The sequence below is a fragment of the Geodermatophilus pulveris genome (genome assembly GCF_900188375.1).
Classification (GTDB): domain Bacteria; phylum Actinomycetota; class Actinomycetes; order Mycobacteriales; family Geodermatophilaceae; genus Geodermatophilus; species Geodermatophilus pulveris.
Genome location: NZ_FZOO01000001.1, coordinates 137,435 through 154,290, shown reverse-complemented (window position 1 = coordinate 154,290; position 16,856 = coordinate 137,435). Strand labels below are relative to the sequence as shown.

Genomic DNA, 16,856 nt, shown 5'->3' with positions numbered 1-16,856 from the left:
TTCTCAATGTGTGTCAGGAGTCGGAGCCGGCCGGCCCCGGCGCACCGGGGCCGGCCGACGGGTCGGCTTAGACGTCCTCGACGCTCGAGGGCTCGCGGCGGGACAGGTCGATGCCCAACTCCTCCGCGGCCCGGAAGACCTCGTCGTCGGTGTCGCGCAGCTCGATCGCCTGGCCGTCGCCGGAGAGGACCTCCACGTTCAGGCAGAGCGACTGCAGCTCCTTCAGCAACACCTTGAACGACTCCGGGATGCCCGGCTCGGGGATGTTCTCGCCCTTGACGATGGCCTCGTAGACCTTGACGCGGCCGAGGATGTCGTCGGACTTGATGGTGAGCAGCTCCTGCAGCGCGTAGGCCGCGCCGTAGGCCTGCATCGCCCAGCACTCCATCTCACCGAAGCGCTGGCCACCGAACTGCGCCTTACCACCCAGCGGCTGCTGCGTGATCATCGAGTAGGGGCCGGTCGAGCGGGCGTGGATCTTGTCGTCGACCAGGTGCAGCAGCTTCAGGATGTAGACGTAGCCGACCGAGATCGCCTCGGGGAAGGGCTCCCCGGAACGGCCGTCGAACAGCCGCGCCTTGCCGGTGGGCTGCACCATCCGGTTGCCGTCGCGGTTGGGGACCGTCGAGCCCAGCAGGCCGATGATCTCCTCCTCGCGGGCCCCGTCGAACACCGGCGTCGCCGTCCGGGTGCCCGGCCCGGCCGCGCGCGCGGCGTCGGGCAGGTTGGCCGCCCACTCCGGGGTGCCCTCGACCTGCCAGCCGGTCTTGGCCACCCACCCGAGGTGGGTCTCCAGGACCTGGCCGACGTTCATCCGGCCGGGCACGCCCAGCGGGTTGAGCACGATGTCGACCGGCGTGCCGTCCTCGAGGAACGGCATGTCCTCCTGCGGCAGGATCTTCGCGATGACGCCCTTGTTGCCGTGCCGACCGGCGAGCTTGTCGCCGTCGGAGATCTTGCGCATCTGGGCGACGTAGACCCGGATCAGCTCGTTGACGCCGGCGGGCAGCTCGTCGCCGTCCTCGCGCGAGAACACGCGGACGCCGATGACCTTGCCGGACTCGCCGTGCTTGACCTTGAGGCTGGTGTCGCGGACCTCGCGGGCCTTCTCGCCGAAGATCGCCCGCAGCAGCCGCTCCTCGGGGGTCAGCTCGGTCTCGCCCTTGGGCGTGACCTTGCCGACGAGGATGTCGCCGGGGACGACCTCGGCGCCGATGCGGATGATGCCGCGCTCGTCGAGGTCGGCGAGGACCTCTTCGGAGACGTTCGGGATGTCCCGGGTGATCTCCTCGGCGCCGAGCTTGGTGTCGCGGGCGTCGACCTCGAACTCCTCGATGTGGATCGAGGACAGGACGTCGTCCTGCACGAGGCGCTGCGACAGGATGATCGCGTCCTCGTAGTTGTGGCCCTCCCACGGCATGAAGGCGACGAGCAGGTTCTTGCCCAGCGCCATCTCGCCGCGGTCGGTGCACGGCCCGTCGGCGATGACCTGGCCGACCTCGACCCGCTGGCCCTCGTCGACGACGGGGGTCTGGTTGATCGAGGTGCCCTGGTTGGAGCGGCGGAACTTCAGCAGCCGGTAGGTCTGCCGGGTGCCGTCGTCGGCCATGACGGTGACGTAGTCGGCGGTGGAGTCCTCGACCACGCCAGCCTTCTCCGCCACGACGACGTCGCCGGCGTCGACGGCGGCCCGCAGCTCCATGCCGGTGCCGACCAGCGGCGCCTCGCTGCGCAGCAGCGGGACGGCCTGGCGCTGCATGTTGGCGCCCATGAGCGCGCGGTTGGCGTCGTCGTGCTCGAGGAACGGGATCATCGCCGTCGCCACCGAGGTCATCTGCCGCGGGGAGACGTCCATGTAGTCGACGTTCTCCGGGACGAGGTAGTCGACCTCACCGCCCTTGGTGCGCACCAGCACGCGGTCCTCGGCGAACCGGCCCTGCGCGTCCAGCGGCGAGTTGGCCTGGGCGACGACGAAGCGGTCCTCCTCGTCGGCGGTCAGGTAGTCGATCGTCTCGCTGACCACGCCGTTGTTGACCCGGCGGTACGGGGTCTCGATGAACCCGAAGGCGTTGACCCGCCCGTAGGCCGACAGCGAACCGATCAGACCGATGTTCGGCCCCTCCGGCGTCTCGATCGGGCACATCCGGCCGTAGTGGCTGGGGTGCACGTCGCGGACCTCCATGCCGGCCCGCTCGCGGGACAGACCACCCGGGCCCAGCGCCGACAGGCGGCGCTTGTGGGTCAGGCCCGCGAGCGGGTTGGTCTGGTCCATGAACTGGGACAGCTGGCTGGTGCCGAAGAACTCCTTGATGGAGGCGACGACCGGCCGGATGTTGATCAGCGTCTGCGGCGTGATGGCCTCGACGTCCTGGGTGGTCATCCGCTCGCGGACGACGCGCTCCATGCGGGACAGGCCCACCCGGATCTGGTTCTGGATCAGCTCGCCCACGGTGCGCAGCCGGCGGTTGCCGAAGTGGTCGATGTCGTCGGTCCCGTGGTCGGGCTCGCCCGCGTGCAGGCGCACCACGTACTCGATGGTGGCGACGATGTCGTCCTCGGTCAGCGTCGAGGTGCCCTGCGGCACGGTGACGCCCAGCTTCTTGTTGACCTTGTACCGGCCGACCTTGGCCAGGTCGTAGCGCTTGGCGTTGAAGAACAGGTTCTCCAGCAGCGCCTGGGCGCTCTCCCGCGTCGGCGGCTCGCCCGGCCGCAGCTTGCGGTAGATGTCCAGCAGCGCCTCGTCCTGCCCGGCGATGTGGTCCTTCTCCAGGGTGGCCAGGACGGTGGGCGACCACTGGAAGTGCTCGCGGATGCGGTCCTCGGTCCAGCCCAGCGCCTTGAGCAGCACGGTGACCGGCTGCCGGCGCTTGCGGTCGATGCGGACGCCGACGGTGTCGCGCTTGTCGACGTCGAACTCCAGCCAGGCACCCCGGCTGGGGATGACCTTGGCGCTGAAGACGTCCTTGTCCGACGTCTTGTCCAGGGTCCGGTCGAAGTAGACGCCGGGGCTGCGGACGAGCTGGGACACGACGACGCGCTCGGTCCCGTTGATCACGAACGTGCCCTTGCGGGTCATGATCGGGAAGTCGCCCATGAACACCGTCTGGCTCTTGATCTCGCCGGTGGTGTTGTTCATGAACTCGGCGGTGACGAACAGCGGCGCCGCGTAGGTCATGTCCTTGTCCTTGCACTCCTCGAGGGACGCCTTGACGTCCTCGAAGCGCGGGTTGGAGAAGGACAGCGACATCGAACCGCTGAAGTCCTCGATCGGGGAGATCTCCTCGAGGATCTCGGCCAGGCCGCCGACGGCGTCGGCCTGCTCCTCCGGGGAGAGGGTGGCGCGCCACGCGGGGCTGCCGATGAGCCAGTCGAACGAGGCGGTCTGCAGCGCCAGCAGGTCCGGCACCTCGAGCGGCTCTGAGATCTTGGCGAACGAGACGCGCAGCGGCGCGCCGGGGATCTTCTGCTGGTCGGCCTCGCCGGTGCGGGGACCGGACTGGGGGGCCGCGGGGGTGGTGCCGTGACTAGCTGACTCAGTGGTGCTGGCGGAGATGCTGGTGGGGCGAGAGCCTGCCAAGATGCGTCCTTCCAAGGACCTCACGACGTGCGGGCGGTCGGTGCTTCTTCGTCCTGGGTCGTCGTTGGTGATGGCCGGGCTGTCCGCGTCGGTCCTGCCCGGGACGGTCGACGGGCGACCGGGGAGTGGTCCCCCGGGCACCCCAGGCGACCCGTCTCGGCGGGCAGGCAGTCAGGGGGCAGCGCAACAGGGAACCCTACCCCCGGAACGGCCGGCTGTCCACGTCGGGGGTCCGCACGAGGGGACCGCACCCGAGGGGCGCAACCGGCCGGCCGGGGCCGGGTCGGGCCGTCGGCTGACGGCGCGACCATGATGCCAGCCCGCCGGCGGCCGTGGGGACACCACGACCCGCGCGTCGGCGCCGGCCGGGCCGGGCGCACGGACGGCGCAGGGGCCGCCCCCCGGTCGGAGGACGGCCCCTGCGGACGCGGTGGAACGGCGTCAGGTGACGCGCTGGAACGGCCCCGGCGCGAGGACCCGGCCCGAACGGAGCGGGGGCTGGGGCGCGCCGGGGTCCTTCACTTGACGGTGACGGTGGCGCCGGCGCCCTCGAGGGCGGCCTTGGCCTTCTCCGCGGCGTCCTTGGCGACCTTCTCCAGGACCGGCTTGGGCGCGCCGTCGACCAGGTCCTTGGCCTCCTTGAGGCCCAGCGAGGTCAGGCCGCGCACCTCCTTGATGACCTGGATCTTCTTCTCACCGGCGGCCTCGAGGATGACGTCGAACTCGTCCTGCTCCTCGACGACGGGGGTGTCGCCACCGCCGCCACCGCCCGGGGCGGCGGCCGCGACGGCGACCGGGGCAGCCGCGGTGACCTCGAAGGTCTCCTCGAACTGCTTCACGAACTCGGACAGCTCGAGCAGCGTCATCTCCTTGAACGCGTCGAGCAGCTCCGTGGTGGACAGCTTGGCCATGATCTCTCCTTCTCGGTCAGTCGGTGCCGGCCGCGGCATCGGCGGCGTCGGCGGTGGTGGTGGTGTCGGCAGCAGCGGTGTCGCCGGGGGTGTCGGCAGCAGCGGTGTCGGCGGAGGGATCCGGGGAGCCCTCGGTGGACTCACGCTTCTCCTGCAGCGCGGCGGCCAGGCGGGCGACCTGCGACAGCGGGGCCTGGAACAGGCCGGCGGCCTTGGTCAGGTTGCCCTTCATCGCGCCGGCCAGCTTGGCCAGCAGCACCTCGCGCGGCTCGACGTCGGCGAGGGCGGTGACCTCGGCGGCGCCGACCGTGCGGCCCTCGACCACGCCGCCCTTGACGACGAGCAGCGGGTTGGTGCGCGCGAAGTCACGGATGGCCTTGGCCGCGTTGACCGGGTCGCCCTCGATGAAGGCGATCGCGGTCGGGCCGGTGAGCAGCGGGGCGAGGTCGGCGTGGCCGACCTGCTCCGCGGCCCGCTTCGTCAGGGTGTTCTTGACGACGGCGTAGCTGCTGCCCTCACCGAGGGAACGGCGCAGCTGGGTCAGCTGGGCCACGGTCAGCCCGCGGTACTCGGTGAGCACCGCTGCGCTGGACGACTGGAACCGCTCGGTGATCTCGTCGATCACCGCGGCCTTCGCCTGCGTGGGCATGGGCCTCCTCTCGTCTGTGGGGCGGGACCACCGGCCGGCACACGACGGCGGGCGGTCGACGGGCCCGGAGACGAGGAACGCCCCGGCGCAGGCGCACGGGGCGAGGGACGGGCGCACGCGGCGGCACGTCGGTCGAACCGTCCTCCTGCGCGGGCCGCCCGGGATCCGGGACCTTCGATCGCACGCGGACGTGCGACGACCTAGCGGTCGTGGGGGGAACGACGACCAGGGTACACGCGGGGCCCGGCGTGCCGCACACGGCCCCCGGGACACCCGAGGGCCCCGCCGCGCGGTGCGCGACGGGGCCCCGTGACGTGCTGCAACGGCCGCCTCGCAGGGGCCGGCCGCGAGAGTCAGCGAGCGGTGGGGGCGAGGGGGTCCTCTGTCAGGCGGTCGGCTCGTCCACCGTCAGGTTGCGGGTGCGGTTCGGGTCCACCGGGATGCCCGGGCCCATCGTGGTGGAGATGGTGACCTTCTTCAGGTACCGGCCCTTGGCGGCGGCCGGCTTGGCCCGCAGGATCTCGTCCAGGGCGGCGGCGTAGTTCTCCACCAGCCGGGTCTCGTCGAAGGAGGCCTTGCCGATCACCAGGTGCAGGTTGGCCTGCTTGTCGACGCGGAAGTTGATCTTCCCGCCCTTGATGTCGTTGACCGCCTTGGTGACGTCGGGGGTCACCGTGCCGGTCTTCGGGTTCGGCATCAGGCCGCGGGGGCCGAGGATGCGGGCGATCCGGCCGACCTTGGCCATCTGGTCCGGGGTGGCGATCGCGGCGTCGAAGTCCAGGAAGCCGCCCTGGATGCGCTCGATCAGGTCCTCGGAGCCCACGACGTCGGCGCCGGCCGCCTCGGCCTCGGCGGCCTTGTCGCCGGTCGCGAAGACGATGACGCGGGCGGTCTTGCCGGTGCCGTGCGGCAGGTTCACCGTGCCGCGGACCATCTGGTCGGCCTTGCGCGGGTCGACGCCCAGGCGCATGGCCACCTCGACCGTGGCGTCGTAGGCCGTCGGCGAGGTCTGCTTGGCCAGCGTGGCCGCCTGCAGCGGGGAGTAGAGGTTCTCGCGGTCGACCTTCGCCGCGGCCTCGAGGTACTTCTTGCCGTGCTTCGCCATGGTGGTGTCCTCTCCCCCGGCGCTCCGGCCGGGAGTCGTGTGGTCGATCGGGCCCGGCGCAGGCCCTCCCACGGTGGTGACGTGCTGCAACGGCCCCGCTGCCGGGCGGCAGCGGGGTCCGTCACTTGACGGTGATGCCCATCGACCGGGCGGTGCCGGCGATGATCTTCTCGGCCTCGTCGAGGGAGTTGGCGTTGAGGTCGACCATCTTGGTCTGGGCGATCTCCCGGACCTGGTCGCGCGTGACGGTGGCGACCTTGGTCTTGTGCGGCTCGCCGGAGCCCTTCTCCACGCCGGCCGCCTTGAGCAGCATGCGCGCCGCCGGCGGGGTCTTGGTGACGAAGGTGAACGAGCGGTCCTCGTAGACGGAGATCTCGACGGGGACGACGTCACCGCGCTGCGACTCGGTCGCCGCGTTGTACGCCTTGCAGAACTCCATGATGTTGACGCCGTGCTGGCCGAGCGCCGGACCCACGGGCGGGGCGGGGGTGGCCGCGCCGGCCTTGATCTGGAGCTTGATGACCGCGGTCAACCGCTTCCTGGGGGGCATGACTTCCTTCTGGGTGACGGGATGGAACCGGCCCCGGTGCGGGGCCTGCGGTCCGGTTAGAGCTTCTGGACCTGGTTGAACGACAGCTCGACCGGCGTCTCCCGGCCGAAGATGGAGACCAGCACCTGCAGCTTGTGCTGCTCGGCGTTGATCTCGTTGATCGTGGCGGGGAGGGTGGCGAACGGGCCGTCCATGACGGTGACGGACTCCCCGACCTCGAAGTCGACGACGGCGGCGGGAGCGGCCGCGGCGGTGGTGCTGGTCGCCTCCGCCGTCCGGGACGCCTGCGGGGTGGCCGCCGGCGCGAGCAGGCTGACGACCTCGTCGATGCTCAGCGGCGAGGGCTTCGAGGTGGCCCCGACGAACCCGGTGACGCCCGGGGTGTTGCGGACCGCGCCCCACGACTCGTCGTTGAGGTCCATGCGGACGAGCAGGTACCCGGGCAGCTTCTTGCGGTTCACCTGGGTGCGCTTGCCGTTCTTGATCTCGGTGACCTCCTCGGTGGGCACCTCGATCTGGAAGATGTAGTCCTCCATGTCCAGCGACTGGATGCGCGACTCCAGGTTGGTCTTCACCTTGTTCTCGTAGCCGGCGTAGGAGTGGATGACGTACCAGTCGCCGAACTGGCCGCGCAGCACCTTGCGCATGGCCTCGGCCGGGTCCTCGTCCTCCTCCTCGGCCTGCTCGAGGGTCTCGACGACGATCGGGTCGTGGTCGGGGGCCGGGGCGGCGAGCGGGTCCCCGGCCAGGGCGGCGTCGACGGCGCGCCGGCTGCCGGCCCCGTCGGACGGTGCCGTGGCGTCGGCCATCGGGTTGTCGGCCGTCAGGTCGGCGGTGTCGGCGGAACCCTCGGCGGCGCCGGCCTCGCGCACGCCGGTCTCGACGTCCACGGTGCCGCGCGCGTCGAATCGGGCGTCGTCGAGGTCGGTGGCCTCGACGGCGCTGTCGGTGTCGAAGGGCTCGCGGGGGTCGGTCACGGTGTCTCTTCCTCGTCGGCGTCGTGGGTGGGGGCGGGGTGGGCTCAGCCGAAGACGGCGAGCACGCCCTGGGCGAAGAGGAGGTCCAGGCCGGCCACCAGGGCGACGATGAAGGCCACGAAGACGATGACGACGGTCGTGTAGGTGATCAGCTCCCGCCGGCCGGGCCAGATGACCTTGCGCAGCTCGGCGACGACCTCGCGCAGGAAGCGGCGCAGGCTGCGCCGCTGCCGGGCCTCCGCCGCGCGGTCGCGCTCGGCGGCCGCGCGCGACCGGGTGGCCCCGCCCTCGGGCGACCGGCCGGCCGGGCGGGCGGGGGTGCGCTCGCGGGCGGCACGGCGACCGCGGGGCGCCTCGTCGTCGTCCTCGTCGTCGCCGGCGGTGATCCGGCCGCCCCGTCGGGTGCCGGGGGGCCGGGCGGCCACGACCTTGTCCTCGTCGGACTCGGCCTCGGCGGCGAGCTCGGCCTCCGCGGCCTCCAGCTCGGCGGCGTCGGCCACGCCCGGCGCCTCGCGGTCGAGCTGCTCGTCGGTCGGCTCGGCGCCGGAGGCGGCGCGGGGGTCGCCCTCGCGTGCCGGCTTCTCGTCGCTCACTGCGCCTCGCTCGCCTCGCTGGTGGTGGCCTCTGTCCCTCGGCCGACGGTCGGTGGTCGTGCTGTCCTGCGGGTGGCGCCCCCGGCGCGGTCGCCGGCGGCACGGGCAGGGGTGACAGGACTTGAACCTGCAGCCTGCGGTTTTGGAGACCGCTGCTCTGCCAGTTGAGCTACACCCCTTGGCGGGACAGCGTCGCCCGCTCCGGTCCGCACCGGCCCCTGGGGGTTCCGGGGCACGCCGGTGGCGGGGTCAGTGGCCCCAGGGTCGTCAGTGTACGGGACCGCGGAGGGCACCCACCAACCCCGCCGGGCCGGAACCCGCGGCCGGGATCGGGGGCGGTCCCGCGGCGGCGCCTCCGACATGATGGGGACATGACCGCCGTCTCCCGCCAGGAGCCCGCCGCCCCCTCGCCCGCGCCGTCGAACGCCGACCGGCGCGTCTCCCGCCGCATCGCCGCGATCGCCGAGTCGGCCACGCTGGCGGTGGACGCGAGGGCGAAGGCGCTCAAGGCCGCGGGCACGCCGGTGATCGGCTTCGGCGCCGGCGAGCCGGACTTCCCCACCCCGGACTACATCGTGCAGGCCGCCGTCGCCGCCTGCGCGCAGCCGGCGATGCACCGGTACACCCCCGCGGGCGGGCTGCCGGCGCTCAAGGAGGCGATCGTCGCCAAGACCGCACGGGACTCCGGGCTGCAGGTGACCCCGGCGAACGTGCTGGTCACCAACGGCGGCAAGCAGGCCGTCTACGAGGCCTTCGCCACGATGCTCGACCCGGGTGACGAGGTGCTGCTGCCCGCGCCGTACTGGACGACCTACCCGGAGGCGATCGCGCTGGCCGGCGGCGTGCCGGTGCCCGTGGTGGCCGACGAGGAGAGCGGCTACCTGGTCTCGGTCGCCCAGCTCGAGGCCGCCCGGACGCCGCGGACCAAGGTGCTGCTGTTCTGCTCGCCGTCCAACCCGACCGGCGCGGTGTACCCCCCGGAGCTGGTGGAGGAGATCGGCCGCTGGGCGCACGAGGCCGGGCTGTGGGTGCTCTCCGACGAGATCTACGAACACCTCACCTACGACGGGGCGACCGCGCCGTCGATGCCGGTCGTCGTCCCGGAGCTGGCCGACCGCTGCGTCGTCGTCAACGGGGTCGCCAAGACCTACGCGATGACCGGCTGGCGGGTGGGCTGGGTGGTCGGCCCGGCCGACGTCGTCAGGGCCGCGACCAACCTGCAGTCGCACGCCACCTCCAACGTGGCCAACGTGTCCCAGGCGGCCGCCGTCGCCGCGCTGAGCGGTGACCTGTCGGCCGTGGCGACGATGCGGGAGGCCTTCGACCGGCGCCGCCGGACGATCGTGTCGATGCTGCGCGAGATCCCCGGGGTGGCCTGCCCCGAGCCGCGCGGCGCCTTCTACGTCTACCCGTCGGTCAAGGGGTTGCTGGGCCGGGAGATCGCCGGGCGCACCGCGCACGACAGCGTGCAGCTGGCCGAGGTCGTGCTGGAGGAGGCCGAGGTCGCGGTCGTGCCCGGCGAGGCGTTCGGGACGCCGGGGTACCTGCGGCTGTCCTACGCGCTCGGGGACGACGACCTGGTCGAGGGCGTCGGCCGGCTGCAGCGCCTGCTCGGCTCGGCGACCTGATCCCCGGCCGGCGGCACCGGGCCGGGACCGGCCCGGTGCTCAGGCCAGCTGGACGGTGGCGCGGGCGAGGGACAGGACCTTCTCGCCGCCGCTGGTGACGGTCAGGTCGACCCGTGCCCGGCCGTCCTCGCCCAGTGCCGCCACCCGCCCGCGGACGGTCACCCGGGCCCCGGTGTCGTCGTCGGGGACCACGACCGGCCGGCCGAAGCGCACGTGGTACTCGACCAGCGCGCCCGGGTCGCCGGCCCAGGCGGTGACGGCGCGCGCGGCCAGCGCCATGGTGAGCATCCCGTGCGCGATCACGCCGGGCAGGCCGACGGCCGTGGCCACGCGGTCGCTCCAGTGGATGGGGTTGAGGTCCCCGGAGGCGCCGGCGTACCGGACCAGGTCCGCGCGGGTCACCGGATAGGTCTGCTCGGGCAGCTCGGTGCCGACGGCGACGTCGGCGGCGCGCACGCCGGCGCTCACGACGTCCCCCGGGCGACGAGCATCGACGTCGCCGAGCAGACCGGCTCGCCGTCCTCGGTGGCGACGTCGACCCGGGTGGTGAGCAGGTCGTTGCCGCCGACGGTGCGGACCGCCTCGATGGTGGGGGTGGCGACCAGCCGGTCCCCGGCGCGGATGGGCCGGTGGTGGGTGAAGCGCTGCTCGCCGTGGACGACGCGGCTGTAGTCCAGCGCCACGTCGGGGTCGGCCACGACGACGCCGGCCGCCGACAGCGTCAGCGCGATGGCGAAGGTGGGCGGGGCGATGACGTCCGGGTGGCCGGCGGCGCGGGCCGCCCCCGTGTCGCGGTGCACGGCGTCGGTCGCGCCGATCGCGTCGGCGAACTCGGCGATCTTCTGCCGGCCCACCTCGTAGACGGCGGAGGGCGGGTAGCTGCGGCCGATCAGTCCCTGATCGAGCGCCATGCTCCCGCCCTCCTCGCCGGACCGCTGGGTCAGCGGGTCTCGCGGTGCACGGTGTGCCTGCGGTCCCGGGGGCAGAACTTCTTCAGCTCCAGCCGGTCGGGGTCGTTGCGCCGGTTCTTGCGGGTGATGTAGTTCCGGCTCTTGCACTCCTGGCAGGCCAGGGTGATCTTCGGACGGACGTCGGTGGCTGCCACGGAGGCTCCTCGCCTTGTCGGTGCGCGACCGGCGGGCGCCGGACACGGCGACGGACCCCGGGGCCGGGGTCCGTCAGGGGTAGCGGTGACCGGATTTGAACCGGTGACACAGCGATTATGAGCCGCTTGCTCTGCCTGGCTGAGCTACACCGCCGGACGTGACCGTGCGGCCCGATCTCGGGTGACCGGGCCGAGCGGCCGGTGTGTTCCAGAGCCCCTTTACGGAATCGAACCGTAGACCTTCTCCTTACCATGGAGACGCTCTGCCGACTGAGCTAAAGGGGCGGGCCTGACGCCGAGGAGAACGATACCCGACACCCCGGAGCGCCCGTCGCAGGGGGTCCCGCGCCGGGTCAGGAACGCACGAACAGCCGGCGGTGGGGCATGCCGGGGACGGCGGAGCGGACGCCCGCGCGGGCCAGGATCCAGCTCTCCAGCCGCTCGTCGGCCAGCGGGCGGCTGACCAGGAAGCCCTGCAGCTTGTCGCAGCCCATCTCGGCGAGGAGGTTGCGGGTCAGCTCGTCCTCCACGCCCTCGGCGACCACCCGCAGGCCCAGGTTGTGCGCCAGCTCGATGATCGACCGGGCGATGAACGACTCGCCCTGGCTGGTCGACATGCCCAGCACGAAGGACTTGTCGATCTTCACCTCGTCGATCGGGAGCTGGCGCAGCTGGGACAGCGAGGAGTAGCCGGTGCCGAAGTCGTCCATGGACAGGCGCAGCCCCAGGGCGTGCAGGTCGGCCAGGACGGTGCTGCTGCGCACCGAGTCGTCGACGACGCTGCCCTCGGTGAGCTCCAGGGTGAGCAGCTCACCGGGGACGGCGTGCCGCCGCAGCGCCCGCTGCACCCGGTCGACCAGGTCCGGCTCGGTCAGGCAGCGGGCAGAGAGGTTGACCGCCACCGACAGCGCGATGTCCTGGTCCAGCCAGCGGCGGCAGCGGGCCAGCGCCAGGTCGAGCACGTGATCGGTGAGCGGCCCGATCCGGCCGATCTGCTCGGCGAGGTGGATGAACTCGTCCGGCGCGATCGAGCCGTAGCGGGGGTGCGCCCAGCGCACCAGCGTCTCGACGGAGACGATGTCGGAGCTGCGGGCGTCGATGATCGGCTGGAAGACGACGCCGATGTCGCCGTCGGCCATGGCCTGCTCCAGCTCGGTGCCCAGCTGCAGGCGGCGCAGGCTCTGCTGGTCGAGCACCGGGTGGTAGCTGGCCACCCCGCTCTTGCCCACACCGGCCAGCAGGGCGACGTCGGCGCGCTGCATGAGCGTGCCGGCGTCCGCGCCGTGCACCGGGGCGGCGGCGACGCCGATGGTGAGCGTGACCTCGAGGTCCAGGCCGGCGACGCGGGCGCGCGTCGAGGTGGCCTCCCGCAGCCGGCGGGCGGCCCGCTCGGTCGCGGGCAGCGACAGCCCGGGGAGCAGGACGGCGAACTGGTCGCCCTCCATCCGCGCGACCAGGGCCTGCGGCGGGGCGTGCTCGCGGAGCAGGCCGGCGGTGACCAGCAGCAGCTCGTCGCTGGCGGCGTGGCCCAGGGTGTCGGTGACCTCGGTGTAGTTGTCCAGCGAGGCGAGGATCAGCCCCGCCCGGCCGCCGACCGGGTCCGCGGCGAGCAGCTGGTCGACCTCCACCGCCAGCCGCTGCCGGTTGGGCAGGCCGGTGAGCCGGTCGTGGTCGGCGTCGTAGCGGATCTGGGTCAACAGCTGCTGCTGGCGGATGGCGGCGTTGACGTGGGTGAGCATGGAGTCCAGTGCGGCTCGGTCGCCGTCGGCGAAGGAGACGACGTCGCTGCGGCGGTCGCAGATCTCCAGGTAGCCAGGCTCACCGGCCGCGGTGGCCACCGAGGCGACGAGCAGGTCCCGGGCGCCGCGACGGGCGAGGGCGGCCGCCTCGGCCTCGGTGGCCCGGGCGAGGGAGACGAGCACCGGCCCGTCACTGGCTCCCTCGGTCGCCCGGCGCCGGAAGAGGTCGTCGGGGTCGCTCGGTCCCTCGTACCACGCGTCTCCGTCGTCGGACGCGACGAGCAGCCGCGGCTCCTCGTCGAGGTACGGCGGCAGCCACAGCGCGACGCGTTCGGCGTTGAGGAGCTCGCGGATGGCCTCGACCATGCGTCGCGCCACGTCCTCGTCCGACCCGACCTGCTCGACGCGGCGAGCGAAGTCGTAGACGCGCTCCAGGCGCTCACTGTCCCGGGTCACTCGTGCGAAGCGGCGGTACAGCAGACCCAGGACGGCGACGACGGGGAGCACCAGCAGCCACGCCCACGGCGTCCGCTCCACGAGCAGCGCGCCGGCCAGCCCCACGACGACCGAGACCGGGTACACCACCAACACCGGGACGAACAACCGGGCCAGCATGGAGAAGCCCGGGTAGCCCTGGGTGATCGTGATGGCTGCGACCACGATGAGCGTCCCGGTGGCGGTCGCCGGGATGATGGCGAGCATGTACGCGACCCACGTCAGTGGGTCGGCGAGATCCCCGGCAGGTAGCCAGCGCAGCAGCGCGACGGCGACGCCCACCTGCACGACTCCGACAGCGACGTTGACCACGGTCTTCGCGAGCGAGACGCGGTCGCGGACGTTGATCAGGAAGGTCGCGGTCCCCCAGGCGAGAGCAGTCCACGTGCCGCCCATCTCCACCAGGGCGACGACCAGCACGACCTCGCTCACCGTGCACTGGAAGGCGTGCGAACGCGCCTCGATGTCCAGGGTCACGGACTCCGACACGAAGAAGGCGGCCACCAGGGCAGCGACTGCCAACAGCTGGAACCGACCGGGAGTCCCGTGCAGGAGGAAGACGACGAAGGGCAGGGCCAGCGCGGCAGCTCCCGCCGCCACCATCCCCGGTTGCCTCAGGGACGACAGACGCAGCGCGGTCTTCTCGCGGGGATCCGCCACGGCCGTCCGGTCTCTCGGGGAAGGGAAAATGCGCGCTGAGGCTAACAGCCTGCAACGGCGACCTTCCTGGGACGAAGCACTGACGGCACTCGATGTGGGTAGCCGGCGTATCGCCGTCCGCCCGCCGCACTGCTCGGAGGGTCAGCAGCCCCAGCGGGTGGACCGGCCCCAGCGGGTGGACCGGCCCCACCGGGTGGAACGGCCCCAGCGCGTGGCGCGGGCAGAGGTGTTCGAGGTCATGGTCATGACGCCTCCTGGTATGAGAGCTGCTGTCCGTTGATGGCAGTCGTCCAGGCGCGGGGGCTGGGCGTCATCCGGTACTGACTGCGCCTGTGACACTGCGGCCTGTCACCCGATCGGAGCAAGAGCGCAACCTGCCTGGGCGACGACGAAGTCGTCGAGGGCGACGCGCCGTCACCTGTGGTGACCCCGTGTAGGCGCACGGTCACCCATTGGTGTGACACGAGGGGAGATCGTGCCGTATGGGATCCAGCCGCGCCCCAACGGCTCCGCCAGGCGGTCGCGGCTCCGGCTCCTGGTACGGCTCCGGCGGATCGACACCACTGCCGGCCGTCGCACGATCGGGTCCACACCGGACGGACGGACGCCCGGGCCGCCGACCGGGCCCTACGCTGCGCCGCGTGCGAGGGACGGGCGACGCCGCCGAGCGCGGCTCGACGCTGCCGCTGGTCCTGGTGTGCTGGCTGGTCGCCGCGCTGATGGCCTTCGGCGCCATCGCGGCGTCCGACGCCTTCCTCGAGCAGCAGCAGGTGCAGTCGGTGTGCGACGGGGCGGCGCTGGCCGCCGCCAACGCCACCGACGAGGCCACCGTGTACGCCACCGGCGTGGGGACGACGCTGCCGCTGACCCGGGCGAGCACCCAGGCGGCCGTGGCCGACCAGCTCGCCGACGGCGGGACCCCGCTGGACTCCTGGGGCACCGAGACCGACGGCGTCGACGTCACGGTGCGCTGCACCCGCCACGTCGAGATCGCGTTCGGCTGGCTCTTCCTCGGCGGCCGGCCGCTGGAGCGGACCGCGGTCGCCGGTGCCCGCGCACCGACCGTGCCCTGAGACCGGACCCGCACCCCCGACGGCAGCGGCCCCGACCTCGGGGAGGTCGGGGCCGCTGCGCACCGGGTGTGGCGGGTGAAGGATTCGAACCTTCGTAGGCTGTGCCGACGGATTTACAGTCCGCTCCCATTGGCCGCTCGGGCAACCCGCCGTGGTGGTGCCGGGAGAGAGCGTACAAGACACCGGAGGCCCGCTCCGGGAGCGGCCCCGGGCCGTTCCGGGGTCGGTCGACGGCAGGAGACAAGGAGCAGCGACACATGGCCGACTCGTCGTTCGACGTGGTGAGCAAGGTCGACCGCCAGGAGATCGACAACGCCCTCAACCAGGCCGCCAAGGAGCTCGCGCAGCGCTTCGACTTCCGGGGCACCAACGCCTCGATCGCCTGGGCCGGCGAGGACGGGGTCACGCTGCAGGCCGACACCGAGGAGCGGGTCACGGCCGCCCTCGACGTCTTCAAGGACAAGCTGGTCAAGCGCGGCATCTCGCTCAAGGCCCTGGACGCCGGCGAGCCGCAGGCGTCGGGCAAGACCCACAAGCTGTCGGCGCGGATCAAGCAGGGCATCGAGTCCGACACCGCGAAGAGGATCGCCAAGATCATCCGCGACGAGGGGCCCAAGGGCGTCCAGGCGCAGATCCAGGGCGACCAGCTGCGGGTGAGCGGCAAGAAGCGGGACGACCTGCAGGCGGTGCAGCAGCTGCTGCGGGGCAAGGACCTCGACGTCGCCCTGCAGTTCGACAACTACCGCTGAGCGGGGACCCGCGGCGGGGCCCGGCCGAGCGTCAGCGCTGGCCGGGCTCCCGGGCCATCTGCTCGAGCCGGGCGACCCGCTCGGGCATCGGCGGGTGGGTGGCGAACATCGAGGCCAGGCCCGGGCCTTGGAACGGGTTGGCGATCATCAGGTGGCTCTGGGTCACCAGCCGGTCGTCCTGGGGCAGCGGCCGCGCCGCCGCACCGGCGGCGATCTTGCGCAGCGCGGACGCGAGCGCGAGCGGGTCCCGGGACAGCGCTGCGCCGGAGGCGTCGGCCTGGTACTCCCGGCTGCGGCTGACCGCCATCTGCACCAGGCCGGCGGCCAGCGGGCCGAGGAAGACCAGCAGCAGGCTGCCGAGGGCGTTGCCCCCGCCGCGGTCGTCCTCCGAGCGGCCGCCGAACAGCGACGCGAACATCGCCATGTGCGCGAGGTAGGTGACCACGGTCGCCATCGCGCCGGCGACGCAGCTGATCAGGATGTCGCGGTTGTAGACGTGCGACAGCTCGTGGGCCAGCACGCCCCGCAGCTCCCGGCGGTCGAGCAGCTCCAGGATGCCCTGGGTGACGCAGACGGCGGCGTTGCGCGGGTTGCGCCCGGTGGCGAAGGCGTTGGGCTGGCTGGTCGGGCTGACGTAGAGGCGGGGCATCGGCTGCCGCGCCTCGGTGGCCAGCTCGCGCACCATCGCGTACAGCTGCGGCGCCTGCGTCTCGGTGACCGGGAAGGCGCGCATCGCCCGCAGGGCCAGCTTGTCGGAGTTGACGTACGCGAACCCGTTGACCGCCAGCGCCACCAGCAGGGCGACCAGCAGGCCGCCGCGGCCGCCGACGAGGGCCCCGACGGCCAGGATGAGCCCGCCCATGAGGCCCAGGAGCACCGCGGTCTTCAGTCCGTTGCCCCAGCGCTGCACGTCCCGACCAACGTGGCGCCCGCGGAGGCCGTTCCCCGCCGCCCGCGGGTGCGACCGCGGTCACGGAATGGCCCCGGACCGGGTCCGGTTGCGCCCGACAGGTACGGGGACCGCGGCGTCCCCACTGTCGTCCGG

General features: G+C 72.6%; 15 protein-coding genes and 4 tRNA genes. 3 read left to right on the top strand and 16 right to left on the bottom strand.

Going from position 1 to position 16,856, the window contains the following annotated elements; genetic code table 11:
* Positions 1-67: 67 nt before the first annotated feature.
* From rpoB to CHB98_RS00760, 8 genes are all read right to left on the bottom strand, one after another.
* Positions 68-3,577, bottom strand: coding sequence for a DNA-directed RNA polymerase subunit beta (gene rpoB, locus CHB98_RS00795; protein ID WP_089303717.1), 3,510 nt, complete (start codon positions 3,575-3,577; stop codon positions 68-70).
* A gap of 518 nt (positions 3,578-4,095) precedes the next feature.
* Entirely contained in the window at positions 4,096-4,488 is a 393-nt protein-coding gene (rplL, locus tag CHB98_RS00790; RefSeq protein WP_089303716.1) for a 50S ribosomal protein L7/L12, read from the bottom strand.
* Positions 4,489-4,504: 16 nt separating this feature from the next.
* Positions 4,505-5,137 (bottom strand): 50S ribosomal protein L10, encoded by a 633-nt coding sequence (rplJ, locus tag CHB98_RS00785; RefSeq protein ID WP_089303715.1) that lies wholly within the window; start codon positions 5,135-5,137, stop codon positions 4,505-4,507.
* Between the two features lie 385 nt (positions 5,138-5,522).
* On the bottom strand, positions 5,523-6,242 hold the full coding sequence (gene rplA / locus CHB98_RS00780) for a 50S ribosomal protein L1 (protein ID WP_089303714.1): 720 nt from the start codon (positions 6,240-6,242) through the stop codon (positions 5,523-5,525).
* Between the two features lie 121 nt (positions 6,243-6,363).
* On the bottom strand, positions 6,364-6,792 hold the full coding sequence (rplK, locus tag CHB98_RS00775; protein WP_089303713.1) for a 50S ribosomal protein L11: 429 nt from the start codon (positions 6,790-6,792) through the stop codon (positions 6,364-6,366).
* Positions 6,793-6,848: 56 nt separating this feature from the next.
* Positions 6,849-7,769, bottom strand: a complete 921-nt coding sequence (gene nusG, locus CHB98_RS22605; RefSeq protein WP_089303712.1) for a transcription termination/antitermination protein NusG — start codon at positions 7,767-7,769, stop codon at positions 6,849-6,851.
* Between the two features lie 44 nt (positions 7,770-7,813).
* The gene (gene secE, locus CHB98_RS00765; RefSeq protein ID WP_089303711.1) at positions 7,814-8,362 is read right to left on the bottom strand and encodes a preprotein translocase subunit SecE; all 549 of its coding nucleotides are present in this window, start codon (positions 8,360-8,362) and stop codon (positions 7,814-7,816) included.
* Between the two features lie 106 nt (positions 8,363-8,468).
* Positions 8,469-8,541: transfer RNA gene (locus CHB98_RS00760), tRNA-Trp, on the bottom strand.
* Positions 8,542-8,733: 192 nt separating this feature from the next.
* Between CHB98_RS00760 and CHB98_RS00755 the strand changes: the two genes are divergently transcribed.
* Positions 8,734-9,990, top strand: a complete 1,257-nt coding sequence (locus tag CHB98_RS00755; RefSeq protein WP_179224066.1) for a pyridoxal phosphate-dependent aminotransferase — start codon at positions 8,734-8,736, stop codon at positions 9,988-9,990.
* Positions 9,991-10,029: 39 nt separating this feature from the next.
* Here CHB98_RS00755 and CHB98_RS00750 read toward each other — a convergent pair whose 3' ends face one another.
* The 6 genes from CHB98_RS00750 to CHB98_RS00725 form a co-directional block, all read right to left on the bottom strand.
* Positions 10,030-10,458, bottom strand: coding sequence for a MaoC/PaaZ C-terminal domain-containing protein (locus CHB98_RS00750; RefSeq protein WP_089303710.1), 429 nt, complete (start codon positions 10,456-10,458; stop codon positions 10,030-10,032).
* Entirely contained in the window at positions 10,455-10,901 is a 447-nt protein-coding gene (locus CHB98_RS00745) for an FAS1-like dehydratase domain-containing protein (RefSeq protein ID WP_089303709.1), read from the bottom strand. The genes CHB98_RS00750 and CHB98_RS00745 overlap by 4 nt, the downstream gene beginning before the upstream one ends.
* A 29-nt stretch (positions 10,902-10,930) precedes the next feature.
* Positions 10,931-11,095, bottom strand: coding sequence for a 50S ribosomal protein L33 (gene rpmG / locus CHB98_RS00740; protein WP_089303708.1), 165 nt, complete (start codon positions 11,093-11,095; stop codon positions 10,931-10,933).
* A gap of 80 nt (positions 11,096-11,175) precedes the next feature.
* Positions 11,176-11,249, bottom strand: a tRNA-Met gene (locus CHB98_RS00735).
* A gap of 58 nt (positions 11,250-11,307) precedes the next feature.
* Positions 11,308-11,380 (bottom strand) — tRNA-Thr (locus CHB98_RS00730).
* A gap of 68 nt (positions 11,381-11,448) precedes the next feature.
* Positions 11,449-13,989 (bottom strand): putative bifunctional diguanylate cyclase/phosphodiesterase, encoded by a 2,541-nt coding sequence (locus tag CHB98_RS00725; protein WP_245820838.1) that lies wholly within the window; start codon positions 13,987-13,989, stop codon positions 11,449-11,451.
* A gap of 641 nt (positions 13,990-14,630) precedes the next feature.
* On the opposite strand from CHB98_RS00725, the gene CHB98_RS00720 reads away from it, so the two are divergent.
* The gene (locus tag CHB98_RS00720) at positions 14,631-15,062 is read left to right on the top strand and encodes a pilus assembly protein TadG-related protein (protein ID WP_089303706.1); all 432 of its coding nucleotides are present in this window, start codon (positions 14,631-14,633) and stop codon (positions 15,060-15,062) included.
* A 69-nt stretch (positions 15,063-15,131) separates the two neighbouring features.
* Here the strand turns inward: CHB98_RS00720 and CHB98_RS00715 are convergent.
* Positions 15,132-15,213 (bottom strand) — tRNA-Tyr (locus tag CHB98_RS00715).
* 106 nt (positions 15,214-15,319) lie between these two features.
* Between CHB98_RS00715 and CHB98_RS00710 the strand changes: the two genes are divergently transcribed.
* Positions 15,320-15,811 carry a YajQ family cyclic di-GMP-binding protein gene (locus tag CHB98_RS00710; protein ID WP_089303705.1) on the top strand — a complete coding sequence of 164 codons (492 nt, stop codon included), beginning with the start codon at positions 15,320-15,322 and terminating at the stop codon, positions 15,809-15,811.
* 31 nt (positions 15,812-15,842) lie between these two features.
* Here CHB98_RS00710 and htpX read toward each other — a convergent pair whose 3' ends face one another.
* Complete coding sequence (htpX, locus tag CHB98_RS00705) at positions 15,843-16,721, bottom strand: zinc metalloprotease HtpX (protein WP_089303704.1); 879 nt, start codon at positions 16,719-16,721, stop codon at positions 15,843-15,845.
* Between the last annotated feature and the right edge of the window lie 135 nt (positions 16,722-16,856).